The organism is Kitasatospora sp. NPDC017646 (assembly GCF_044329365.1).
In the GTDB taxonomy this organism is placed as follows: Bacteria; Actinomycetota; Actinomycetes; order Streptomycetales; family Streptomycetaceae; genus Kitasatospora.
In genome coordinates, this window is sequence record NZ_JBIRJC010000009.1 from 76,284 (window position 1) to 99,281 (window position 22,998).

21 protein-coding genes and 4 pseudogenes are annotated in these 22,998 nt (G+C 74.2%); 7 read left to right on the forward strand and 18 right to left on the reverse strand.

Translation table 11 applies throughout. The features are described 5' to 3' along the window. Positions 1 to 144: 144 nt before the first annotated feature. Positions 145 to 960 (reverse strand): MOSC domain-containing protein, encoded by an 816-nt coding sequence (locus tag ACH4J0_RS16500; RefSeq protein ID WP_396240598.1) that lies wholly within the window; start codon positions 958 to 960, stop codon positions 145 to 147. 119 nt (positions 961 to 1,079) lie between these two features. Here ACH4J0_RS16500 and ACH4J0_RS16505 point away from each other — a divergent pair, with 119 nt between their 5' ends. Together ACH4J0_RS16505 and ACH4J0_RS16510 are read left to right on the forward strand one after the other, a co-directional pair. After that, entirely contained in the window at positions 1,080 to 1,751 is a 672-nt protein-coding gene (locus ACH4J0_RS16505) for a TetR/AcrR family transcriptional regulator (protein WP_396240600.1), read from the forward strand. A 164-nt stretch (positions 1,752 to 1,915) separates the two neighbouring features. Continuing rightward, complete coding sequence (locus ACH4J0_RS16510) at positions 1,916 to 2,452, forward strand: universal stress protein (protein ID WP_396240602.1); 537 nt, start codon at positions 1,916 to 1,918, stop codon at positions 2,450 to 2,452. Positions 2,453 to 2,552: 100 nt separating this feature from the next. Here ACH4J0_RS16510 and ACH4J0_RS16515 read toward each other — a convergent pair whose 3' ends face one another. Both ACH4J0_RS16515 and ACH4J0_RS16520 read right to left on the reverse strand, forming a co-directional pair. Then, positions 2,553 to 3,266, reverse strand: a complete 714-nt coding sequence (locus tag ACH4J0_RS16515) for an alpha/beta hydrolase (protein WP_396240604.1) — start codon at positions 3,264 to 3,266, stop codon at positions 2,553 to 2,555. A 256-nt stretch (positions 3,267 to 3,522) separates the two neighbouring features. Further along, on the reverse strand, positions 3,523 to 3,888 hold the full coding sequence (locus ACH4J0_RS16520; protein ID WP_396240944.1) for an IclR family transcriptional regulator: 366 nt from the start codon (positions 3,886 to 3,888) through the stop codon (positions 3,523 to 3,525). Here ACH4J0_RS16520 and ACH4J0_RS16525 point away from each other — a divergent pair. After that, a pseudogene (locus ACH4J0_RS16525) lies at positions 3,874 to 4,197 on the forward strand (carbohydrate ABC transporter permease); the annotation flags it as partial. The gene ACH4J0_RS16520 and the pseudogene ACH4J0_RS16525 sit on opposite strands and share 15 nt — an antisense overlap. Positions 4,198 to 4,267: 70 nt before the next feature. Here ACH4J0_RS16525 and ACH4J0_RS16530 read toward each other — a convergent pair. Next, positions 4,268 to 5,059, reverse strand: coding sequence for a VOC family protein (locus ACH4J0_RS16530; protein ID WP_396240606.1), 792 nt, complete (start codon positions 5,057 to 5,059; stop codon positions 4,268 to 4,270). Between the two features lie 70 nt (positions 5,060 to 5,129). Then, positions 5,130 to 5,765 (reverse strand): alpha-ketoglutarate-dependent dioxygenase AlkB, encoded by a 636-nt coding sequence (locus ACH4J0_RS16535; protein ID WP_396240608.1) that lies wholly within the window; start codon positions 5,763 to 5,765, stop codon positions 5,130 to 5,132. Between the two features lie 64 nt (positions 5,766 to 5,829). Between ACH4J0_RS16535 and ACH4J0_RS16540 the strand changes: the two genes are divergently transcribed. Both ACH4J0_RS16540 and ACH4J0_RS16545 read left to right on the forward strand, forming a co-directional pair. Beyond that, on the forward strand, positions 5,830 to 6,432 hold the full coding sequence (locus ACH4J0_RS16540; protein ID WP_396240610.1) for a hypothetical protein: 603 nt from the start codon (positions 5,830 to 5,832) through the stop codon (positions 6,430 to 6,432). A 109-nt stretch (positions 6,433 to 6,541) separates the two neighbouring features. After that, entirely contained in the window at positions 6,542 to 7,063 is a 522-nt protein-coding gene (locus ACH4J0_RS16545) for a universal stress protein (protein ID WP_396240612.1), read from the forward strand. Between the two features lie 60 nt (positions 7,064 to 7,123). On the opposite strand, the gene ACH4J0_RS16550 is transcribed toward ACH4J0_RS16545, so the two are convergent. The 13 genes and pseudogenes from ACH4J0_RS16550 to ACH4J0_RS16610 form a co-directional block, all read right to left on the reverse strand. Further along, positions 7,124 to 8,737, reverse strand: a complete 1,614-nt coding sequence (locus tag ACH4J0_RS16550) for an amidohydrolase (protein WP_396240614.1) — start codon at positions 8,735 to 8,737, stop codon at positions 7,124 to 7,126. After that, entirely contained in the window at positions 8,734 to 9,576 is an 843-nt protein-coding gene (locus ACH4J0_RS16555) for a PaaX family transcriptional regulator C-terminal domain-containing protein (protein WP_396240616.1), read from the reverse strand. Before ACH4J0_RS16555 ends, ACH4J0_RS16550 begins: the two co-directional genes overlap by 4 nt. Positions 9,577 to 9,689: 113 nt before the next feature. Then, positions 9,690 to 10,442: an Asp/Glu racemase gene (locus ACH4J0_RS16560; protein WP_396240618.1), complete on the reverse strand. Its 753-nt coding sequence runs from the start codon at positions 10,440 to 10,442 to the stop codon at positions 9,690 to 9,692. Positions 10,443 to 10,458: 16 nt separating this feature from the next. Next, positions 10,459 to 11,352 carry a fumarylacetoacetate hydrolase family protein gene (locus ACH4J0_RS16565; RefSeq protein ID WP_396240620.1) on the reverse strand — a complete coding sequence of 298 codons (894 nt, stop codon included), beginning with the start codon at positions 11,350 to 11,352 and terminating at the stop codon, positions 10,459 to 10,461. Positions 11,353 to 11,365: 13 nt separating this feature from the next. After that, positions 11,366 to 12,487 carry a cupin domain-containing protein gene (locus ACH4J0_RS16570; protein WP_396240622.1) on the reverse strand — a complete coding sequence of 374 codons (1,122 nt, stop codon included), beginning with the start codon at positions 12,485 to 12,487 and terminating at the stop codon, positions 11,366 to 11,368. A 98-nt stretch (positions 12,488 to 12,585) separates the two neighbouring features. Next, positions 12,586 to 13,557: a carbon-nitrogen hydrolase family protein gene (locus tag ACH4J0_RS16575; RefSeq protein ID WP_396240624.1), complete on the reverse strand. Its 972-nt coding sequence runs from the start codon at positions 13,555 to 13,557 to the stop codon at positions 12,586 to 12,588. Between the two features lie 2 nt (positions 13,558 to 13,559). Beyond that, positions 13,560 to 15,959 (reverse strand): FAD-dependent monooxygenase, encoded by a 2,400-nt coding sequence (locus tag ACH4J0_RS16580; RefSeq protein WP_396240626.1) that lies wholly within the window; start codon positions 15,957 to 15,959, stop codon positions 13,560 to 13,562. After that, entirely contained in the window at positions 15,956 to 16,486 is a 531-nt protein-coding gene (locus ACH4J0_RS16585) for an acyl-CoA thioesterase (protein ID WP_396240946.1), read from the reverse strand. The genes ACH4J0_RS16580 and ACH4J0_RS16585 overlap by 4 nt, the downstream gene beginning before the upstream one ends. Beyond that, positions 16,487 to 18,097: pseudogene (locus tag ACH4J0_RS16590) on the reverse strand (AMP-binding protein); the annotation flags it as partial. A 174-nt stretch (positions 18,098 to 18,271) separates the two neighbouring features. Next, positions 18,272 to 19,372, reverse strand: a complete 1,101-nt coding sequence (locus ACH4J0_RS16595; protein WP_396240628.1) for a hypothetical protein — start codon at positions 19,370 to 19,372, stop codon at positions 18,272 to 18,274. Between the two features lie 252 nt (positions 19,373 to 19,624). Beyond that, complete coding sequence (locus ACH4J0_RS16600; protein ID WP_396240630.1) at positions 19,625 to 20,044, reverse strand: hypothetical protein; 420 nt, start codon at positions 20,042 to 20,044, stop codon at positions 19,625 to 19,627. After that, positions 20,041 to 20,385, reverse strand: a pseudogene (locus tag ACH4J0_RS16605) (DUF6271 family protein); the annotation flags it as partial. The pseudogene ACH4J0_RS16605 and the gene ACH4J0_RS16600, both read right to left, overlap by 4 nt. Positions 20,386 to 20,410: 25 nt before the next feature. Beyond that, positions 20,411 to 20,605 (reverse strand): annotated as a pseudogene (locus ACH4J0_RS16610) (DUF6271 family protein); the annotation flags it as partial. A gap of 363 nt (positions 20,606 to 20,968) precedes the next feature. Here ACH4J0_RS16610 and ACH4J0_RS16615 point away from each other — a divergent pair. Beyond that, positions 20,969 to 22,147 carry a peptidoglycan-binding protein gene (locus ACH4J0_RS16615; protein ID WP_396240632.1) on the forward strand — a complete coding sequence of 393 codons (1,179 nt, stop codon included), beginning with the start codon at positions 20,969 to 20,971 and terminating at the stop codon, positions 22,145 to 22,147. 170 nt (positions 22,148 to 22,317) lie between these two features. Next, positions 22,318 to 22,950 carry a DUF2269 domain-containing protein gene (locus tag ACH4J0_RS16620; RefSeq protein ID WP_396240634.1) on the forward strand — a complete coding sequence of 211 codons (633 nt, stop codon included), beginning with the start codon at positions 22,318 to 22,320 and terminating at the stop codon, positions 22,948 to 22,950. Positions 22,951 to 22,998 lie beyond the last annotated feature (48 nt).

The window sequence follows — 22,998 nt, forward strand, 5'->3', positions numbered from 1 at the left end:
CTGAACTCAACACCCCCCGCCCACCCCCCCCCACCGTACCCCCTAACGCCCCCGCCGGGCCCCCCCCCCCGGGCGCGCGGGGGGGGGGGGGGGGCCCCCCCCCCCCCCCCACGGCCGCAGCACGCGGTTCCTCGAAGAAGGGTCCTACAGCTCGGACGGTCCCCAGCCGCTCACCGTCAGCTCGTCCCCGACCCGCACCGTGCCCGGCCGCAGCACCGAGAACTTGCTGCCGAACGCCACCCCGCCCGCCGTCGCCCGCCGGTAGCGCGCCAGCGTGCGCAGCGGCTCCGGGCCGGCCTTGGCCCCGGTGGACTGGTCCACCAGCGTCACCGAGCAGCGGATCGCCGGCTTGGTGTAGCCCAACTCGGCGCCGCCGACGGTGAACCGGCGCAGCAGGTCCTCGGTGTGCGGCTCCGGCCAGCCGTCCACCACGATGTTCGGGCGGAACCGGTCCACCGGCAGCGGGGCCCCGCCGGTGCGGGCGTTGAAGTCGTCCAGGCTGGAACGGGACAGCAGGTGCACCGCGCTGCTGTCGGCGAAACCGGACGTCCCCGGGTGCAGCCCGTCGGTCACCCGGTCGTGCTCCGGCGGCACCCGGACCAGCCGACTCGGCGCACCCAGCACCCGGGAGAGCCAGTCGGCCGCCTCGTCGCCCTGGTCGACGGCACGGAAGGGCGCGCCGAACAACTGCACCTCGCGGCGCGGGCCCACGGTGTCCACGGGGAACGCCACCGGCTCCACCCCGGGAGCGGCGAGGGCCAGCCGCTCCTGCGGCTCCACCGCGGGGCGGATGGTGGCCAGCAGCGCGTCCCGCCGCTGGGAACGGAACACGCCCCGCTCGTCCACCACCATGAACGCCCGGTCGTGGGCCAGTCCGGCCGGGGTCAACTCCGCGTGCTCCACCCGTACTCCGGCGCAGCCCTTCACCGGGTAGTACCGCAACTCCGTCACCGTGGCCAATGCCGCCCCCGTACGCCGCGGCCGCTCCGACCGCTCTTGATCGTTTCCCGTAGGGTAGTTGTCGGCCCGCTCGTCGAGCCGACGGGCCCCCGCGGCGGTGCGGTTGCTAGGGTCTGCGCATGGCACAGAGCAGCGCGAACCCCCCGGGACGGCTCCGGCGCGACGCGCAGCGCAACCGGGACCTGCTGCTCGCCGCCGCCCGGGAGATGTTCTCCCGGCACGGCCTCGACGTCCCGCTGGACCAGATCGCCAAGGAGGCCGGCGTCGGCAACGCCACCCTCTACCGGAACTTCCCGACCCGCGAGGCGCTGATCGCCGAGGTGTTCGCGGACGCCGGGGCCGGCCTGGCCGCGGCCGGGCAGGAGGCGCTCGCCGCCGAGGACGCCTGGACCGGCCTGGAACGCTACTTCGAGCGGATCTTCGAACTCGTCGCCGCCGACCGGGGCATCAACGACCTGGTCACCCAGGCCATCCCGACCATTCCCGGCATGATCGAGATCAGCCGCGGGCACGCCGCCACCGTCGGCACCCTGATCGCCCGCGCCCAGGAACAGGGCAGCATGCGGCGCGACGTGGTCACCATGGACCTGCTCTTCCTGCTCGGCCCGCTCTGCCGCGCCCTGCCGGCCGCCACCGAGCTGCGCCCGGACCTCTGGCGCCGCTACCTCGCCCTGCTGCTGGACGGCTTCCGCACCCGGGCCACCCACCCGCTGCCGGTCCCGCCGATCGGCGAGGAGCACCTGGACCGTATGTTCGCCGACCTCTGGGAGGCGCAGGCGCCGGAAGCCTGAGCCGCCCCGGCCCGGGAGGCATCAGGGTCGCGTACGGAACGCCGGGTGCGGCGTCAGAGCCGCGTCAACGGACGGGGTGCTGCGGGCGCGGCGCCGCTTTGCTGGGGGAACACAGCGCGGTTGGGGTTCGGTTCGGTGACGCGCACGGAGAGGCGGGGCGGGCCATGACGGACACGGGTGCGGACAGCGGTGCGGACAGGGGTCGGGTCGTGGTCGGCGTCAGCGGCTCGCTCGGCAGCCTCGCCGCCCTGCACCACGCGGTGGCCGAGGGCCGGCGCGCGGACGTCGAGGTGCTCGCGGTGCTGTGCTGGACCCCGCCGGGGGAGGCGCTCAGGTACCGCCGCGCGGTCGGCCCGCCGGTGATCGACGCCAGCCGCGACGCCGCCGTGGCCCGGCTGCGGCAGGCGCTGGACGAGGCCTTCGCAGGGTGCCACGCGGGAGTCCGGCTGCGCTGCCAGGCCGTACGCGGGGAGGCCGGCCACGCCCTGGTGCGCTGCGCGGACCGGCCGGGTGACGTCCTGGTACTCGGCGCGGGCCGGGAGCGGGGCCGCCTCTCCCGGCTGATCCGCCCGTCGATCAGCGCCTACTGCGTGCGGTACGCCACCTGCCCCGTGCTCACCGTCCCGCGCCCGCCGCTCCAGCGGGACCTGGAGGCACTGGAACGCGGGTACGGACTGCGGGAACTCGCCGCGGGCGCCTGACCCGTGGACGGCGGCACGGCCGTGCCGGCGCGCTGTCGGACCCGTTCCGTCATGGCGTCCTCGTCCGTGACGGCGATGGTGCCGGTCGGGAGTGACACCCCTACGGCAGGATCCCGGCCGCGCGGGCGAGGAGGGCGGCGGTCCGGCGTCCGGCGGCCAGGGTGGCGGGGTCGGTGGCGGGCAGGCAGCGGTTGGCCTCGGGGCTGTAGGTCGTCATCACCACGCCGGCGTGGTCGGTGGGGAGTTCGAGCAGTTCGGCGGTGGGTACGACGGCGTGCAGTTCGTGGGTGAGCCAGCCGGGCACCACCTCGTCCGCCGTGCCGAGGACCAGCCGGACCGGGACAGGGGAAGGGCCCTCGGCCAGGTGGTCGAGCGGAATGTCGCCGGTGGTGGCGGCCGGGCGGCCGTAGGCGGAGGCGATGCCGACGGCGGCGGTGGGCCGCAGGTCGGCCGGCGTGTCCGGGTGGGTGGCCACCGCGACGGCCTCCCGGCCGCCCAGTGACCAGCCGGCCAGCACGAAGCGCTCCGGATCCCCGCCGTACGCGACGGCGTTGCGGCGGGCGAAGGCGAGCGAGGCGAGCAGGTCGGCGCGGCCGCCGTCCTCCCGGTCGGAGCGCCAGTCCGGGACGAACACCAACAGCCCCAGTCCGGCGGCCTCCTGGGCGAGCGTGTGCAGCACGTCGCGCTCGTCGGGGCCGGAGCCGTGCCAGAGCAGCACGACGGGGGCGGGCCCGGTGGCGGCGGTGCTGGGGCGGTGGACGTCCAGCAGCCGTCCGTCCGCGTAGGGAACGGCCTCCGGTCGGGTGCTCGTCATGCCGGGTTCGCCTCCGATTCGGTGGATGATCACGCAACTGGTACTGTACTTCCTGTCGCGAGGGAGATGATTCCTCGTCAGGCGTCAGCGGTGCTACCAGAGCACGCCCTACTTTCAGTAGGGAGAGTCCGTGCAACCCGGGCCTGGCGCTCCATGGTCGGACGGGGTCCGGTGCCTTACCCAGGTACCGGACCCCGTCCGCGTTTCCGGGCCTTCGGCTCTTCGGGCCTTCGGGCCTTCGGGCTGAACGGCGCCGTCAGGACGGCTGGCGGTCAGAGCCCAGTTCGCGGGAGATCCGCAGGCCGACCTGGGCGACCACCGGGCCGAGGGCGCGGACCCGGGCGGCGGTCATCCGGGAGGTGAGGCCGGAGACGGACAGGGCCGCGGTCACCTCGCCGGTGTGGTCGAAGATCGGCGCGGCCACGCACCGCACCTCGGGCTCGTTCTCCCGGTCGTCGATCGAGTAGCCGCGGGCCCGGATCCGGGCCAGGTCGGCGCGCAGCCGGGTCTCGTCCGAGATGGTCCAGGCGGTGACCGGGCGCAGTCCGGCGGCGACCACCTCGGTGACCGCCTCCTCGGGCAGCCAGGCGAGGATCGCCTTTCCGGCGAGGAGGCCGCGCAGATCGACGGGGCGAGCCGGACCCGGATCCTGTGGCGGATCGTGCTGCCGCTGGTGGCCCCGGGCCTCGCCGCGACCAGCGTGTTCTCCTTCATCGCGGCGTGGAACGACTTCGTCTTCGCCAAGACCTTCATCATCAGCGCCACCCAGAACCAGACGCTGCCCTCGGCCCTGCTGGTGTTCTTCGAGCCGGACGAGAACGACTGGGGCGGGATCATGGCGGCGTCCACGCTGATGACCGTGCCGGTGCTGGTCTTCTTCATCGCGGTGCAGCGGAAGCTGGTGTCCGGGCTGGCGGGCGCGGTCAAGGACTGGCGGCCGGCTCAGACGGCCTCGCACCCCGCGGAGTCCCGCGCCGTGCGCGGCCGTCCGACGACCTCGCTCAGGCGGCCTCGGCCGACTCCCCGGGCGGGACGGCGACCAGGACGAACTCGGCCCCGGCGTCGTCGCGGACCAGGGCCGCGCGGCCGAAGGGCGTCGGCCCGGGGCCGGTGCGGACGGTGCCGCCGAGGGTGCGCACGGCGGCGGTGGCACGGTCGGTGTCGGCCGTCCCGAAGTGGACGCGCCAGCCGGGGGCGGCGCCGGGCGGGTCGGCGGGGCCGATGCTGCAAGCGGGGAGGCCGGCGGCGCGGGCGAGGGTGTGGCCGGCCTTCGGGCGGTCGTAGCCGTAGCCGAAGGCCCGGCGGTAGAAGGTGCGGGCGGTGTCCGGGTCGGGGGAGAGGTGCTCGTTCCAGGCGAGGGTGCCGGGCTCGTTCACCAGCCCGGCGCCGTCGACGCCACCGCCCTGCCAGACGCCGAAGGGCGCACCGAGCGGGTCGACGGCGAGCGCGGCCCGGCCCTGGTCGGGCACCTCGTACGGCTCGCGGGCGATCCGGCCGCCGGCGGCCCGGACGGCGGCCGCGGTGCGCAGCAGGTCGCGGGCGGCGAGGAAGGTGGTCCAGGCGGCGGGCTGCGGGGTGAACGGCGGGCTGGGGTCGAGTGCGGCGGCCGGCGGCGCGGCCTTGAGCGCGGCGACCTGCGCGCCGTACCGGGTGGCCACCGCCTCGGCGGGGCCGGTCGGGACGAACTCCCAGCCGAACAGCGCGCCGTAGAAGCGCTCCGCCCGGGGGAGGTCCGGGGTGGTCAGGACGATCCAGCAGGGGACGCCCTCGTGGTACCTGCCCGCCTTCGGCATGCCGCCCTCCTGGTCGCACGGCTTCCCCCGTCAGCCTCGGCTTCCGGCAGGTGGGCGGCAAGCGGAAGGTTCAGGCGACCCCCCGCGGACGGAACTGGATGCTGATCCGCGGGCCGACCGGGCGGGCGGTCTTCGGGATCGCGTGTTCCCAGGTGCGCTGGCAGGAGCCGCCCATCACCACGAGGTCTCCGTGACCGAGCGGTCGGCGGACGACCGCGGTGCCACCGGAGCGCGGTCGCAGGGCGAGGACGCGCGGCTCGCCGACGGAGAGGATCGCCACCATGGTGTCCTCGCGGGCGCCGCGCCCGATCCGGTCGCCGTGCCAGGCCACGCTGTCCCGGCCGTCCCGGTAGTAGCAGAGCCCCAGGGTGCGGAAGGGCTCGCCCAGCTCGGACGCGTAGTGCCGGCTGAGCGCCGTACGGGCCTCGCCGAGGACGGGGTGCGGCGGTTCGGAATCGGCGGCGTAGGAGGCGAGCAGCCGGGGGACGTCGACCGTCCGCTCGTACATCTCGCGCCGCTCCGCCCGCCAGGGCACGGTGGCGACCAGCTGTTCGAACAGCTGGTCCGCCCCACGCAGCCAGCCGGGCAGCACGTCCAGCCAGGCACCGTCGCCGAGCACCAGGCGCCGCACGCCGTCGAGCGGGCCGAGCCGGAGGTCGGCGGCTTCTTCGAACAACGAGGGCTGGAGGTGGACGGTGCCGTGCATGGCTCCAGCCTATGCCCTTAATCGAACGTGTGCTCGAACATGATTCGGGGGCTAGCCTGCCGGTATGGCGATCAACGGGTTCGGGGTCACCGAGTTCCAGCTCTTCCTGCTGCGCCGGATGGCCGACTACCACCCCGGGCTGGTCGAGGACGCGGTGCGGCGGCTCGGTGCCACCCGCGCCTCGATGCGGGAGGCGAACAAGCGCTGGCAGGCGATGGTCCGGGCGCCCCGGTTCCCGCGTGGCGCCGCCCGGTACACCGCCGTGCTCGGGCCGGCGGAGGCGAGCCTGCCGCGCCGAATCGGGGATCTCGCGTGCACCGCGCGGCAGTGGGCGCTGCCGCTCTGGCCCGAGCTGCGCTTCGAGGTCCTGTTCGGGCCGGCGGAGACCGCCGCGCCGGTGCTGAACGAGTGGCTGGTCCGGGCGGCCGGCGCCCCGCCTCCGGTGCTGCGCACCGTCGCCGACCTGGCGCCGTGGAGCTGCGTGGTGGGTGACGTGGGGGCGGCCTTCCCGGGGGCCGAGGCGCGTGAGGGGAGCGCGCCGACCCGCTTCCGGCTGGACTTCGAGGCGGCGGACGCCGACGGGCGGGTGCGCTCCTGGACGGCCGACTTCACCTGGGGGCTGCTCCAGGAGGTCCGGGCGGCCGGGCGAGAGTCATCCGGGTTCTGAATGATTCAAGGCGGTATTCAGTGAATGCCTTTGATTTGCAGGCCCAAGTGCAGTCGTGGCAACATAATCGCAGACACTGAATCGGTACGGCATCGGAAAGCGAAGGATCATGTCGGGCGACGCGCGCGTCATCGTCGGAGTGAGCGGTTCACTGCACAGCCTCACCGCCCTGCACAGGGCGGCGGAGGAGGCTCGGGCCCGGCGGGCCGTGCTGGTCCCGGTGCTGGCCTGGACCCCGGTCGGCGGCGAGCGCAGCTACCGCGCCCGGCCCTGCCCGCCGCTGCTCCGCGCCTGGCGGGACGCCGCCGAGGCCCGGCTGGAGAGCGCGCTCGGACAGGCCTTCGGCGGCCTGCCGATCGGCCTGCCCGTGCAGCCGCTGGTCATGCGCGGCGAGCCCGGGCCCGTGCTGACCGGCATGGCCGACCGCCCCGGTGACCTGCTGGTGGTCAGCGCCGGCCGGCACGGCTCGCTGCGCGGACGGCTGCGCCGACTGCTGCGCGGCTCGGTCGCCCGCTACTGCCTGGACCACGCCCGCGGCGGCGTGCTCGTCGTCCCGCCGTCCGGTCTGCACGAGGACCTGCGCGCCCTGCACCGCGACGGCATCGACCTGCGCGAGCTCATCGCGGCCTGACGGGAAGTCGGCTGACGTTCGGCTCGCCGGGTTCGTCGACTCCGTCGCACGGTACGGCCGTCAACCCCCGTGCACGGTCCGGCCGCCGACCACCGTCCGGATCGGCCGCAGCTCCCGCAGGCCGTCCACCGGGCAGCTCAGCGGGTCGACCGGCCACAGGGTGAGGTCGGCGAGCGCGCCCGGGCGCAGGCTGCCGCGCTCGGCGCTCTCGTCGGTCAGCCGGGCGGCGGCGACGGTGTGCAGCGCGATCGCCTCGGCCCGCCCGATCGCGTGCTCGGCGCCGACCACCCCGGCCGTGGTGCCGCGGGTCGTCATGCCCCACACCGACACCATCGCGCCGTACGGGCCGACCGGGAAGTCCGAGCCGGCGGAGAGCTGCGCTCCCTCGTCCAGCCACTCGCGCAGCGGGAACAGTGCGGCGGTGCGCTCCTCGCCCCAGGCGCGCTGCTGGGTGAGCGCGCCGTCGTGCAGCAGCGGGTGCTGCACCGTCACCGGGATGCCGAGCGCGATCGCCCGGGCCCGCTGGGCGGCCCGGGCCAGCCCGCCGTGCTCGACCACGAGCGTGCCCGGCGGCAGGCCGGGGCGGCCCTTCAGCACCTGCTCGAAGACGTCCAGCAGCACGCGCAGCCCGCGGTCGCCCCAGGCGTGCACGCCCACCCGCCAGCCGCGCTCGACCACCCGGTCCACCGCGGCGAGCAGCTCCTCCGGTTCCCAGAGCAGCCGCCCGTGGTAGCAGGGCTGCCCCTGGTACGGCTCCTCCAGCGCGCCCGCCTCGAAACCGCCGTCGATGCCGAACTTGACGCCCCACAGCCGCAGTCGGGAGTCGTCCCGGCCGTCCGCGCGCCACTGGTCCATCCGGTCCAGCAGGGCGTCCACCTGCTCGGGCGTGCGCGCCGCGAAGCCGGAGACCAGGGCCCGGACCCGGACGGCGAGCGCGCCCTCGGTCCGGGCCGCGTCCAGCACGTCGAGGTCCTCGGCCGGGACGAGGCAGTCGCGCACGGTGCCGATCCCGGTGGCGGCGTAGTCGGCGGAGGCCGCGCGCAGGCCCTCGATCCGCTCGGCGAGCGTGGGGCGCGGCAGCACCCGCTCGACCAGCTCGGTCGCCCGGTTGATCAGCCGGCCGGTCAGCCGCCCGCGCTCGTCGCGTTCGATCACGCCGCCGGACGGCGCCTCGGTGGCCTCGTCGATCCCGGCCAGCCGCAGGGCGGCCGAGTTGAGCACCATGTTGTACGCGCCGCGGCGCACCAGCACCGGGTGGTCCGGGGCGGCGCCGTCCAGTTCCTCCGTGGTCGGCATCCGCTGCTCGGCGAGCAGCACCTCCTGCCAGTTGACCGTGGTGAGGATCCACTCCCCGGCCGGGGTGCGCGCGGCGCGCTCGCGGATCAGCTCCAGGAACCCGGTGAGGTCCCGGGCCCGGTGCACGGGGACGCCGTGGACGCTGTGCCCGGCCAGGATCAGATGGGTGTGGGTGTCGTCGAAGGCGGGCAGCACCGTGGCCGACGGGGCGTCCACCACCTCGGTGCCCGGCCCGACCAGGGCGTCCAGGCCGTCGGGCTCGGCGGCGAGGGCGGTGATCCGGCCACCGGTGACGGCGACCGCCCGCTGCGGCGGCTCGCCCGGGGCGAGGGTGTGCACGGCGGCGGCGCGGATCAGCAGGTCGGCTGGGGTGGTCATGGCAGCTCCAGGGGGTGCGACAGTCCGGTGACCTTCTCGACGTACCGCAGGCTCGGTTCGGCGAGCCGCCCGTGCACCTCGGTGAACACCGCGCGGGCCGGGACGGCGTTCCAGCCGGCGGGCAGCAGCGGTTCGGGCAGCCCGGGGTCGAGGTACGGCAGCCGGCGCCACTGGGTGAGCATCGGCACGTAGTCCCGGAAGGCCTCGGCCGGGTCGGTCCGGCCCCGCCCGCGCAGCTCCTCGGCGATCGGGCGCCAGGCGCCGGTGAAGGCCGCGTACTGCGCCTCGATCGCCGGGAGGTCCCACCAACTCGCCACCGCCGTACGGAGGTCGGCGAAACCGGCGTACTCGGCGGAGAGGAAGAGGTGGACGTAGGCGCTCAGGCCCAGGCGTTCCAGCAGCCGGCGGGCGTCCGGCAGCAGTCGGGCGGGGGCCAGCCAGACGCCGGGGGCGGCGTTGCCGAAGCCGAGCCAGCTCAGCCGGGAGCGCAGCTGGTGGCGGTGGGCGCGTTCGGACTCGGGCACCGAGAAGACCGCCACCACCCAGCCGTCGGCGAGTTCGGCGGGCTCCAGGCTGTGGAAGATCCGGCGGTCGCCCTCGTCGAACACCGGGGCCATCGCGGGGGACAGCCGGTAGCCGGTGCCCGTGCGGCGCTCCTGGAGCAGAGTGCCGGCCTTCTTCAGCCGGGAGATCGCCGAGCGGACGGCCGGGGCGTCGACGTCCAGCTCGGCCATCAGCGCGATCAGATCGGCGATCGATATCCAGCCGCCGAGGCGGCGGACGAACTCGCCGTAGACGGTGTGGATCAGGGAGCTGGGCCGGGCGGTGCTCTCCGGCATGCGTGGGCCCTCCTCCCCGACGGCTGGTGGTGATCATAGCGGTGGGTGAGGGCGTGTCCCGTGGCCTTGTCGGATCAGGCCGCGGACCCGGCCAGGTTCCGCGGGACACGCCCTCAGGCGAAGGCGCCGGAGAGCAGGTGCCCGGCGCCGGGGGCGACGGCGGGCAGGCCGAGCGCCCGCAGCAGCTGGTGGGTGGTGCAGATCGCGGCCGAGACCACCGGCTTGCCGAGCTGTTGCTCGGCCTCCTCGACGGCGGCCAGCGAGGGCATCTGCACGCAGGCGGAGAGCACCACGGCGTCCGCCCCGGAGTGCGAGAGGCCCTTGGCGATCGCGGGCAGCCGGGCCGGGTCGTGGGCGGCCACGTCCAGGTTGTCGGCGATCTCCAGGGCGGCGTGGTCGATCACCTCGATGCCCTCCTCGGCGAGGTAGTCGACCACCGTCCGGGCCAGCGGCCGCAGGTACGGGGTGACCATCGCGACCTTCTTCGCGCCGAGCGTCCGCAGGCCGGTGACCAGCGCCCCGGCGCTGGTCACCACGGGCGCGGGCGCTCCGTTCTCGACCGTGCGGCGGTGCAGCCGCTGTTCCGCCTCACGGTGGTAGCCCGGACCGGTGGCCATCACCGCGACCAGGCAGGCGTAGCCGATCACGTCGACCCGGGCGTCCGAGAGCTCGGCGGCGCAGCGGTCGGACTCGCCGTCCATGGCGCGCAGCTGCTCGGGGGTGACCCTGGTCATCCGCATCCGGCTGGAGTGGAAGGTGAACCGTTCGGGGGCGACCGCCTCGCGGGCCCGCAGCAGGGCGGGGACCTCGGTCTCCATGGTGACGTTGGAGCTCGGGACGATCTGGCCGATCCGGTAGGTGGTCATCTGCGCCGGACTCCTCTCAGCGGGCGTCGATCACGGGATTGGCGAGGGTGCCGATCCGCTCGATGGTGGCCTCGACCAGGTCGCCGGGCTGCAGGAACTGCGGCGGGACCATCCCGGCGCCCACCCCGGAGGGGGAGCCGGTGGCGATCACGTCCCCGGGCTCCAGGGTCATGCCGGCGGAGACGTCGGCGATCAGCCGGGCGATGCCGAACAGCATGTGGCGGGTGTTGGAGTTCTGCCGCAGCTCGCCGTTGACCCGCAGCGAGAGGTCGAGCCGCTGCGGTTCGGGGATCTCGTCGGCGGTGACCACGACCGGGCCGAAGGGCGCGTAGCTGTCCTGGCCCTTGGAGAAGAACCACTGGCCGGAGCGGCGCTGGTCGCGGGCGCTGACGTCGTTGACGATGCTGTAGCCGAACACGTGCCGCCAGGCGTCCTGTTCGCTCACCCGGGAGGCGGGTTCGCCGATCACCACCGCGAGTTCGCACTCCCAGTCGAGCTGCTTGGTGAGGTCGGCGTTGTGCAGGATCGGCTGGCCGGGGCCGGTGACGGCGGTGGCGGGTTTGCCGAACAGCACCGGGCGGTCCGGGAGTTCGCGTTCGGTGTCCAGGCTGCGGTGCGACTCGTCCACGTGCTCCACGTAGTTGAGGCCGACGCCGACGATCTTTCCCGGGCGCAGCGGGGCCCGCAGCGAAACCTCGGCGAGCGGCCGGGTGGCCGGCGCCCCGCCGAGCAGTTGCCGGGCGGTGGCCAGGGCGGGCTCCCCGGCCCGGATCAGCTCCAGCAGGCTGTCCGGGAGTCGGGCTCCGGCGGCGGTGGCGAGGGCGCTCAGGTCGGCGACCCGGTCGGCGCCGATCCGGGCGCCCAGACGGGGGGTGTCGTCGCCGTCGGCGCAGTAGGTGAGCAGGTGCATCTCTGGACTCCTGTTACGGGGTGGTGGGCTGGTGCCCGTCGTGGTCCGGGTAGGACTCCTCGCGGTAGAGGCCGAGCGAGTGCATCACCGGGAAGTCGTTGAAGGAGAACAGGCAGGCGTCCTCGCCCTGGTCGAGGTTCGCGTGCTCGTGCCAGGCCCAGGACGGCACGACGAAGATGTCGCCCTGCTGCCACTCGAAGCGCTGCCCGGCGATCACCGAGACGCCGCGTCCCTTGGCGGCCGTGTAGACCACCGAGCCGGTGTGCCGGTGGGCCCGGGTGGCCTGGCCGGGGCGCAGCAGTTGCAGGTGGGCGGCCATGGTGGGCATCACCGGGCCGCCGGTGACCGGGTTGGTGTACTCCATGATCACGCCGTCGTACGGGGAGCCCTCGGTGGCGCGGGCGAGCCGGCACAGCGCGTGGTAGCTGGGCTCCCAGGGCCAGCCGAGCAGCGGCGAGTACGGGCGGGTCCACTTCTCGACGCCGTAGGGGAGCAGGTTGCCGCCGTAGCTGAGCAGGGAGGAATTCGCCACCGGGCCGGGGCGCTGGTGGAGCTCGGGGTGGACCTCGTAGAAGTTGGCGTCGAGGGTGTTGACCAGCGGGATGTCCAGGCCGTCCTGCCAGATCACCGGGTTGTCCTCGGCCTCGTTGCCGTGCTCGTGCCAGGTGTTGTCGGGGGTGATCGCGAAGTCGCGCGGGCCGACCTTGAGCTTCTGCCCGTCCACGACCGTCCAGGCGCCGGTGCCCTCGTGGACGAAGCGCAGCGCGGAGGCCTGGTGGCGGTGGGCGGTCATCGCCTCGCCCGGGCCCATGATCTGCAGGCCGGTGTACAACAGGCCGACGGCGGCGCTGAGTTCGCGCCGACCGGGGTTGACCAGCATCACCACCCGGCGGCCCGCGTCGTCGGCCTTCACCAGCGGCAGGGCCTTGCGGACCAGCGGGCGCAGGTCGGCGTAGCGCCAGAGCACCGGGACGGACTTCGGCTGCGGGTACCAGGGTTCGATCTCGTTCGCCACCGTCCACAGGGCGCCGGCCTCGTGCTTGGCCAACTCCTCGTAGTAGGCGCGCAGTTCGGGGCTGTCGTTGACGCGGGCACGGCCGATCCGGTCGTCGTCGTAGCTGCCGCCGTCGGTCATGTCTCCTCCTCGGTCACGTTGTCTCCACGGTCACGTCTGCTCGTCGGTCACGTCTGCTCGTCGGTCACGTCCGCTCGTCGGTCACGTTGTCTCCTGGGTCACGTCCGCTCGTCGGGCAGTACCAGGGGCCGCAGCGGGCGGTCGTCCACGTGCAGACGGAAGACGTCGAAGCGGTTGTAGTGGCCGACGATGTCGTGCATCTGCTTGGGCTGGATGCACCGGCCGAGGTCGATCTCGGCGTAGACGACGCCCTCCTCGTCGACCAGCGGTTCGGTGACCGCCCGGCCGTCCGGGCCGAAGATCCCGGAGAGCGCGCTGCGCGGGCGGGCGAGCTGCTTGCGCACCTGCTGGTCCTCGCCGGCGATCAGGTCCACCATCTCCGGCGAGATGGTGGAGCAGGAGACCACGGTGAACAGCTTGCCCTCGAAGCAGTGGGCGGCGGCGCGCAGCGCGATCGCCTCCGCCATGTCGTAGTCCTCGGGGGCCACCGGAAGGGCGATGTAGCTCGCGGCGTGCACGAGTTCGCCCTGCGCCAGCAGGGTGAAGCGGGCCAGGGTGTTGGTGTTCTCCCCGCAGGCGAGTGCGCCGAGCGGGCCGACAGCCGTGCGGTGCACCCGCAGCGAGCTGCCGTCGCCCTGGGTCCAGGTCAGCTTCTCGGCCCAGGTCGGCACCAACTTCCGGTGCACACCGATGAGTTCGCCGTCCGAGCCGATGATCAGCAGGGTGTTGTACAGCACCCCGAGGCTGTGCCGGCCGCGCTCGTTGACTCCGATCACCAGCACCACCCCGGCCTGCCGGGCGGCGGCGCGCAGGGTGTCGACGTACGGCCCGGGGACGTCCACGGCGGCTCGGTACAGCCGCTCGTACCAGGGCGAGCCCTGCACCGGGGTCATCGTCCAGTTCCAGTACGGGTAGCCGGGCACGAAGACTTCGGGGAAGACCACCAGTTCGGCGCCGTGCCGGGCCGCCTCCTGGATCAGGGCGACGGCCTTGTCCACGGTCGCGGCCGGGTCCAGGTAGACCGGGGCGGCCTGCACGGCGGCGGCGGTGAAGCGGGGCAGGTCCGGCATCGTCACTCCTCGGGCGGGGCGGTCGGCAGCCAGCGGCGGTGGACGGGCGGGGCGGGCTCGCGCAGCAGGTGCAGCCGCGGGGCGACCCGGTCCGCGCCGGGGCCGGGCGGCTTGCGGCGGCCGGCCAGCCAGGGTCCGGGCCAGTGGGCGCCCGGACCCGTGTAGTCCTGGTCGGCCGCGGCGTGCAGGGTCCAGAACGGGTCGTGCAGCTGGGCCCGGCCGATCGCGACCAGGTCGGCGCGGCCGGCCAGCAGGACGGAGTTGGCGTCGTCGTGGCCGGAGATCGCACCGACCGCGACCGTCGGCAGACCGGTGGCGGTACGGATCAGCTCGGCGAAGGGTGTCTGGTAGCCGCGCCCGTACGGCGGCCGCTGGTGCGCCACCACCTCGCCGGTGGAGACGTCCACGGCGTCCGCCCCGGCCTGGGCGAGGGCCTGGCAGATCGCCACCGCCGCGGTCTCGGTGGTGCCGCCGGGCGCCCAGTCGGCGGCCGAGATCCGCACCAGCAGCGGCCGCCCGGCGGGCCAGACGGCGCGCACGGCGGCCAGCACCTCCAGCGGGAACAGCAACCGGTGGGCGAGCGGGCCGCCGTAGTGGTCGGTGCGGTGGTTGGTGAGCGGGGAGAGGAAGGAGGAGAGCAGGTGCCCGTGGCCGAACTGCAGCTCCAGGACGTCGAACCCGGCTCGGGCTGCGCGCTCGGCAGAGGCGGCGAAGTCGGCCGCCACGGACTCAAGTTGGACGTGATTGGCCTCGTGCGGGGTCGGGCTTCCGGGGCCCCACGGCAGCGGTGAGGGGGCGAGCAGCGGCCAGCCCGCGGCGAGCGGGCGGCCGATGCCGTCCGGCCCGGGTGCGGCGGTGGCGCCCCGGCGGCCGGCGTGGGTGAGCTGGATGCCGACCGGGGTGTCGCTCACCGCGGCGACCGCGTGCCGGAGTTCGGTCCAGGCGGCCTCCTGGTGGTCGCTCCACAGCCCGGGGCAGCGGTCGGTGGCCCGGCCCTCGGGGCTGACGGCCGTCATCCCGGCGATCACCAGCCCGGCGCCGCCGAGCGCGTGGGCGGTCAGCTGGGCCCGGTCGAAGGCGCTGGGCAGCGCGTCGGGGGAGGTGAAGGTGGCGAGCGGCGGGACGACGATCCGGTTGCGCAGCTCCAGCGCGCCCAGCTTCAGCGGCCGGAACATCGGCGGCACCCCGGGCGAGCCGCCGACGGCGGTCTCCACGGCGGCCGTGAACTCCGGATCGCGGGCGCGCAGGTTTCCGTGGGTGACGCGGCGGCTGCGGGTGAGCAGGTTGAAGGCGAACTGGTCGATGCCCTGCCCGGTGCGGCGGCCGACCGTCTCGAACCACTCCAGACTGGCCTGCGCGGCCCGCTGGGTGGACTCCACCACCGGCCGCCGCTCGGCCTCGTAGGATGCCAACGCGGAGTCCAGGGAGGGCTGTTCGCTCAGCGCGGCGGCCAGGGCGAGGGCGTCCTCCAGGGCCAGCTTGGTACCCGAACCGATCGAGAAGTGCGCGGAGTGCGCGGCGTCGCCGAGCAGGACGAGGTTGCGGTGGCGCCAACTGGCGTTGCGCACCGTGGTGAAGCGGATCCACCGGGAGGCGTTGGGGATCAGCCGGTGGCCGTCCAGGTGCCCGGCGAGCAGCTCCGCGCAGCGCCGAACGCTCGCCGTGTCGCTCTCGCCGCGCGCCAACTCCCGTGCCGCGAAGGCCTCGAAGCCGGCGCGGCGCCAGGCGTCCTCGGCGATCTCGACGATGAAGGTCGAGCGGGTGGCGCTGTACGGGTAGGCGTGCACCTGGAGGGGGCCGAAGTCGAACTGCTCGACGATGAAGGTGAACGCCTCGAAGGCACGGTCGGTGGCGAGCCAGATGTAGCGGCAGTGCCGCTCGTCCAGCTCGGTGCGGAAGGCGTCCGGGTGGGCGGCCCGGGTGGCCGAGTGGATGCCGTCGGCGGCCACCACCAGGTCGTACTCCGAGGTGAGTCGATCGACCGGCGGGGCGGGCGTGCGGTAGCGCACGTCCACGGCCAGTTCGGCGCAGCGCTGTTGCAGGACGGCGCGCAGCCGGTTGCGGTCGAGGGCGGCGAAGCCGTGGCCGCCGCTGGTGCGGACCTGGCCGGCGTAGCGGATGTCGATGTCGCTCCAGCGGGCGAACTCGGCGCTGATCGCGGCGAAGACCTGCGGGTCGGCCCGGGCGATGCCGTCCAGGGTCTCGTCGGAGAAGACCACGCCGAAGCCGAACTCGTGCTCCCGGGCGTCGCGTTCGTACACCGTGATCTCGCGCTCGGGGGCCAGCTGCTTCGCCAGGGCGGCGAAGTAGAGCCCGCCCGGCCCGGCGCCGATCACCGCGATGCGCTGTGCTCCGGCGGTCGTGTGCTTCGGGCCGGCGGTCGTGCGCTGCGGCGCCGTCATGCGACCACCTCCGGCTGCTGCGGCCCGGCCTCCGCGAGCGCCCGGCGGACCGGTGAGGGCCAGGGCTCGGCGCCCTCGGCCCGCGGTGCGGCGTGCACCACCGACATCCGGCCGCTGGCGGCCAGACCCGTCGGGCCGTGCACCTCGAAGGCGTAGTGCAGAGAGGAGCCGCCGACCCTGACCACCCGCAGCTCGGTGCGGACCACGTCCCCGAACCAGAGCCGCTCGCGGTAGTCGGCCTCGAAGTGCACGCGGGGGATCCGCCCGAACAGCTCGGCCAGCCCGAGCCTGCGCAGCAGCGCCGCCTCGGCGGCCTCGGCCCAGCGCTGCACGGCGGAGAAGTGGTAGTGCCCGGCGGCGTCGGTGTCCGACCACTCGACCCGGCGCTCGATGCTGATGGCGGCCGGGAGCGGGTGCCGCTGCCCGTTCCGGTTCACGTCCGGGTTCGGGGTCGCGTTCGCTCTCACGTCCGGGTTCACCTCCGGGTTCGCGTTCGGTCTCACGTCCGGGTTCACGTCCTGTTCCACCGCGGCCCTTCTGCGCAGCTCGGCGCGGAGCAGCTTGCCGGTCGAGGTGCGCGGCAGCTCGGGGACGAACTCGACGGCGCGCGGGTACTTGTACGGCGCGATGGTGCGTTTGACGTGCTCCTGGAGCTCCTTGACCGTCTCCGCGCCGGCCGAAGCGCCCTCGCGCAGCACCACGTAGGCCTTGACCACCGTGCCGCGCCGTTCGTCCGGGGCGGCCACCGCGGCGCAGTCGGCGACGGCCGGGTGGGCGGCGAGCGCCTGTTCCACCTCGGGGCCGGCGATGTTGTAGCCGGCCGAGACGATCATGTCGTCGTTGCGGGCCTGGTACCAGAAGTAGCCGTCGCGGTCGCGGAGGTAGGTGTCGCCGGTGAGGTTCCAGCCGTTGCGGACGTAGTCGAGCTGGCGCTCGTCGTCCAGGTAGCGGCAGCCCGTCGGGCCCTTGACCGCGAGCAGTCCGGGCTCGCCGTCCGGCACCGGGTTGCCCTGCCCGTCCAGTATCGCCGCCCGGTAGCCGGGGACGGGACGGCCGGTGGAGCCGGGGCGGATGTCGGCGTCGGCGGCCGAGATGAACACGTGCAGCAGCTCGGTGGCGCCGATGCCGTCGATCAGCCGTCGGCCGGTGGCGGCGCGGAAGGCCTCCCAGACGGCGGCGGGCAGCGGCTCACCGGCCGACACGCAGCGCCTCACGCCGGCCAGCCGGTCGGCCAGCCCGGCGGCCAGGATCGCCCGGTAGGCGGTCGGCGCGGTGAACAGCACGCTCACGCCGTGGCGTCGGACCAGTTCGGCGAGCTGCTCGGGGGTGGACTGCTCCAGCAGCAGGCTGGCGGCGCCCGCGCGCAGCGGGAAGACCAGCAGGCCGCCGAGGCCGAAGGTGAAGCCGAGCGGCGGGGTGCCGGTGAAGAGGTCGCCGGGGGTTGGGCGGAGCAGGTGGCGGGAGAAGGTGTCGGCGTTGGCCAGGACGTCGCGGTGGAAGTGCAGGGTGGCCTTGGGGCGGCCGGTGGTGCCGGAGGTGAAGGCGATCAGCGCGACGTCGTCGGCGGCGGTGGGCACGGCGGTGAAGCCGGGGCGCTGGGTGGCGCAGCGGGCGGTGAGGTCCTCGGGGCCGGGACCGCCGAAGGGGAGTATCCGCAGGTCGGGGGTGTGGGCCCGGTCGAGCTCGGTGAGGTAGCGGTGGTCGCACAGGGCGAGGGCGGGGCGGGCGATCCGGGCCAGTTCGGTCAGCTCGGACGCGCGCAGCAGCGGCATGGTGGTGACCACCACCCCGCCGGCCTTCAGCACGCCGAGCCAGCAGGCAGCCAGCCAGGGAGTGTTGGGGCCGCGCAGCAGGACGCGGTTGCCGGTGGCCAGGCCCAGTTCCTCGGTGAGCAGGCGGGCGATCCGGTCGGCGTGGTCGCGCAGTTCGCCGTAACTCCACCGGTCGGTGGGGGTGAGCAGGCAGCGGCGGTCGGGTCCGAAGCGGGCGATGGTGTCGTCGAGTAGGGCGGACGCGCAGTTCAGGCGGTCGGAGTAGGCCAACTCCGGAAGTTCGAAGAGGAGTTCGGGCCACTGCTCGAAGGGTGGGAGATGGTCGCGGCAGAACGTGTCCACATGTGCCGAGGGGGAGAGCTCCATGGGCGGGCACCTCATCGTGCGAGCGGGAGTGAAGCCAGTATGGCGCTCCCGTGACGCCAGTCAAGAGAGCGATACACGCATTCGGGCGACCGGGGAGTGCGGTGCGCCGGGCCCAACGGAACGCCCCGCGGGCCGGTGGGGCCTGCGGGGCGGGCGAGGGGGCTCGCGCGGGGCTCAGCCCGCGGTGCCGTGGAGGACGGCGTCCGGCGTGCGGCCCTCTTCGGCCTGCTGGGCGCGCTCGGCGAGCAGCCGGGCGAACGGGGTGAGCCCGGGCAGTGCGACCGCTGCCCCCGGGCCCGAGGAGTGCACGTACAGCAGCGTCGAGTCGACCCGGACCAGCACCTCCGCCATCGACTCGCCCCGGGTACGGGCGGCGCTCTGTTCGCCGACCGACGGGACGGCCGCCGCGGTGGCGTCGCCCCGGGCGCCGAGGAGGTCGAGCCTGGTGCCGAAGGCCTTGCCGGCCGCCTCGGCGGAGGCGAAGGTGACCACGCCGAACTGCACCGACGGGAGCGGAGCGGCGCCGAACGTCGCGGTGGCGTAGGCGAGTTGCTGGTCGCAGGCATCAGGGAGCAGACAGGGCACGTCCGGCCCGCTGCCGGTCCCGGACCGCGGCCCGCTCTCCACCTGCCAGCCGACCGGCATCGCCGTCAGGTCGGGCAGCACGCCCTGCGCCTGCGCGGGGTCACGGATGGTCCGTGCGGAGTGGGCGAAATCCGGCCCGTTGGGCCGCAGCAGCGGGCGTGAGCCGAGGTGGATCCCGAGCGCGACCAGCGCGGCGATCAGGACCAGGGCCAGGGTGACGATGACGGCGGTGTTGCCGCGTCGGGCGGCGAGGGCCCGGGCGCCGGCGTCAGCGGCCGGGTCGACCCTCAGCCGGACGGTGGAGGAGTCCGTGGGCTCGATCCTCAGCTGGACGGTGGACCGCTCTTCGGGGTCGACCCGCAGCTGGACGGTGGTCCGGCCGGGCTCCGGGCCCGTCCGCAGCTGGACGGTGGTCGGGTCTGCCTGCCCGCCGAGCTCGGTGGTGGTCAGGTACTGCGTGAAACCCGGGTCGGTGGCCAGCAGTCGTGCGACGGCCGACGTCAGACCGGCCCGCGCCCGGGGATCGTCCGGGGCCGCCTCGACCGCCGCCATGGCCCGCGCGCCTTCTGGCATCAGCCGCAGCCGGGCCCGTACCACCTCGGCCACCGCCTGCCCCGGCCCGGCCGTGCCCCGAGCCAGCCGTACCAGCGCCCCCGCCACGCGCGGTTCCAGCTCCCGGCCGTCCCCCATGGCAACTCCCCCCGCCGCATGAGTCCTTGCCCCCAGGCTCCCGGACCGGCGGCCGCGACACACCCCCGCCGGACCGAACGGAGACGGAACTGCAACCGGCTGCGGACAGCGGCGGAGCCCGGCGGAGACCAGGTGCCCCACGGGCTCCACCCGTCACCGGGAGGCCAGCTCCACGATCACTGCCACCGGCAGGACGGGGTTGGCGGCCGCCGCGGCGGTGCGGGGGGCCGGGGAGGCCAGACAGGCGGCGGATCAGCCGTTCGTCGATCCCCGGGTTCCGCGCGAGGTTGGAGCGGACCCAGGGGAACTCGTCCCCGGCGAGCCGGTGACAGGCCTCGGCGGGCAGCCCGGGGTGGGTGGCGAGCGACTGCCGGACCAGCGTGTGGTCGCCCACCAGCCGGGCGGCGTCCGGTTGGCCGATTCGAACGCCACCTCCTCCGGTCGGGCGAGGCCCGGGCAGCGGAGCGGCGGGTACGGCAGGCTCAGCAGGTAGCCGCGGAGGACGCCCTGCTGCTCCAGCACGTAGCAGGTGTCCGGTGAGCTGCGGGCCCGGGACTGCAGCGCCTCCCGGCCCTCCGACAGGCCGTCGGCGGCGTAGGCGTCGTGTTCCAGTGCGACCACGGCGTCCCAGTCGTCGTCACCCAGCAGCCGGATCCGCAGGCGCTCGCTCACCGGGTCGGCACCGCCGTACCGGTTCCGAGGTCGTCCGTGCCGGCGCCGAGGCCCTCCGCGCGGGCGGCGGCCACCATCGCCGGCCAGGCCTCCACGAGCACGGCCCACCGCCGGGCGTCCTCGTCCGCCTCGTCGAGGAGCTGCTGCCGCCGCCCGGCCATCACGTCCGCGAGCTCGGCGTACTTGCCGCCCAGCTTGCGGTAGGAGCGGTCCAGGACGTCCAGGCAGTGCTCGTCCCCGGCCCTGTCCCACTCGACGCTGCCCCGCACCAGGTCGAGGACCGGCTCGACCCGCAGCCCGCGCCGCTCGTCCAGCAGATCGCGGCCGAGGTCGATCATCCCTCCGTAGACCGGGGTACAGGTACAGCATCGAGAGCAGGAACTTGACGAACCGCAGCTGGTAGGAGACGAATCCGGCGCCGGTGCGGCGCTCGGGCGTGTAGTGGTTGACGATGTGGCGGTTGTGGACGACGCCGGGCAGCCGGGAGTGGAGCAGGGCGTGCGGCAGGGCGTGGTCGCTGCCGATGGTCTCGGTCGAGGGCAGCAGCGGCAGCACCTCGTAGGCCCGGTGCGAGGCAGACTCTCTGCACGGTTCTGGCTCTCCGCCGGATCATCAGGATCGTTGTCCCAAAGGGATGTTGGGCGCTTCGAGCGCACCGCCGTGGACTAGACCACTTTCGAAGTCAACGATTGACAGGGTGGCTGCGAGGAGGTGGAATGTGCTTCCGTCCGGCGGTCTCCGGGGGTCACGCGGTGCGCGTCCCGGTCCGCATACGCGGACGAATTCCCTCCGCTGATCCGAACGGCCGTGCGGTCCTGGGTGGTTCAGTGCCGTTGATTGCGCCGTCGGGGTCAATTCCCGACGTGAACCTGCCGATAATGGTGATGACGCCATGACGCCATGACGCCGTTCGGAGGAGTCATCATGCCCGAACTGTGGCTGCCCGGTGCCGAGATCCACGACCTCGGCGACCACGCGCCGACCGACCACCAGTATCCGCCCAAGGCCATCGCCCACATCACCTGGGACCGAAACGCCACCGCTGACGCACCGCAGGACTGGTGCTCCTACGAGGACCTGGTCGGGTACTTCACCGGCGCGGGTGCCGGCGACGCCCCGCACCTGGTCTGGGACCCGTTCAGCGGACGCGTCGCACAGTTGTTCCCCGCCGACTCCCGCTCGAAGAGCCTGCTCAGCCCCTCCCAGAGTCCGACCCGCACCAACCGGGCCGGGCAGGTGGTGATCCAGATCGAAGCGGTCTTCTTCCCCTACTGCCGCTACCAGGGCACCGTCTACCCGCGGCTGGTCGACACCCCGTGCGCGGGCTGGAGCCGGATCCACGACTGGGTCTCCTCCTGGGGCGTGCCCGACACGTGGCCGATGGGGCGGCCGACCGACTTCTCCGAACACCGCGACGAGCACGTGTGGGAGACCCGCGGCGGCTGGTACGCGCACGCCCACGTGCCGTACAACGACCACGTCGATCCCGGTTCCTGGCCCGCCCTCGGCAGCGGCTCCGGCTCGTCGTCCCCGCCCCCGACCGGGGAGCCCGTCCCGGCCCGGTACCAGGTCACCATCAACGGCCTGGCGTACGGCTACGGCGCCCAGGGCTACCAGGTGACCGCCGTCGGCCGGGCGCTGGTCGCGGGGGGCTTCGGTGCCCACTACCACTCCGGGCCCGGGCCGAACTGGACGGACGCGGACACCGAGAACTACGCGGACTACCAGGCGAGTCTGGGCTACTCCGGGCAGGCGGCGGACGGCGTGCCCGGCGAGGGGTCGCTGCGGCGGCTGCTCGGCTACCTGCCCGGGCCCCGCACGGTCTCGCTCGCCCACGTCGTCGCGGCGGCGCGCAGCGACCCTGGGGCCGAGCAGGGGCACCGGACGTACGGGGCCGAGGTGGCGATCGTCGAACAGGCGCTGGCGGACGAGGGGTTGCTCGAACAGCGGTGGGTGGACGGCTCGTACGGCAGCCTCACGGTCACGGCGTACGCGGGCTGGCAGCGGCGGTGCGGGTACACGGCGGGGGCCGCGGACGGGATCCCCGGGCGGGACTCGCTGCACCGGCTGGGCACGGCGCAGGGGTTCGCGGTGACGGACTGACCGGGGGGAGGGGTTGGGGTACTCCCGGGGGAGTGCGTCGGGCGCGAGTACGCGCGGGGCGTGTACTCGCCCGGGAGTACGTGAGGTTACTTCCGCTGTCAGATGACCGATGAGGGACGGGCGGGGGAGTCTGGGCGCGTCGTCGTGAGCCCGACTCGAAGGAGGTACCCGTGCGCTCGTCCAGTCCGTCCAGTCCGTCCAGTCCGGCCACCGGGGCCGTCGCGGTGCCCGGGGCGGTCCCCGGCGCGGGTCGGCGGTCCGTAGGCCGCCGCCTGTCGCCGGGGGCGCGCAAGCGCCTGATGGTCCTGCACGTCGTCGTCTCGGTCAGCTGGCTGGCGCTGATGCTCTGCCTGCTCACCCTGGCGGTGACGGCCCTGACCGCCGACGACGGCGACCGGCTGAGAACGGCCTACCGGGCGATGGGCATGCTCGGCGACACGCTGGTCCTGCCGCTGAGCCTGCTCACCTTCGTGAGCGGGGTGGCGCTGGGGCTCGGGACGACTTGGGGCCTGTTCCGGTACTACTGGGTGAGCGCCAAGTTCTGGCTGACGCTCGGGGCGGTGGCCGCCTCGGTCTTCGCCCTCACCGCCCGGCTGCACGATGCCGTCCGCGTCGCGGACGCGCACCCGACCGGGCCGATCCCGGTCGCGGACCTCGGGTTCATCCGGTACAACACGGTGATCGTCCCGGCCGTCGCGCTCTCGCTCTACCTTTTCAACGTCATCCTGTCGGTGTACAAGCCCTGGGGCCGTCGCAAGGCCGTCGGCCGTCGACCGGGCCGAATACCCACCGCTGGGCGATGACGGCGCTCCGGGCGGTCCTGGCGGCGCCGGCCCCGGGAATGCCAACGC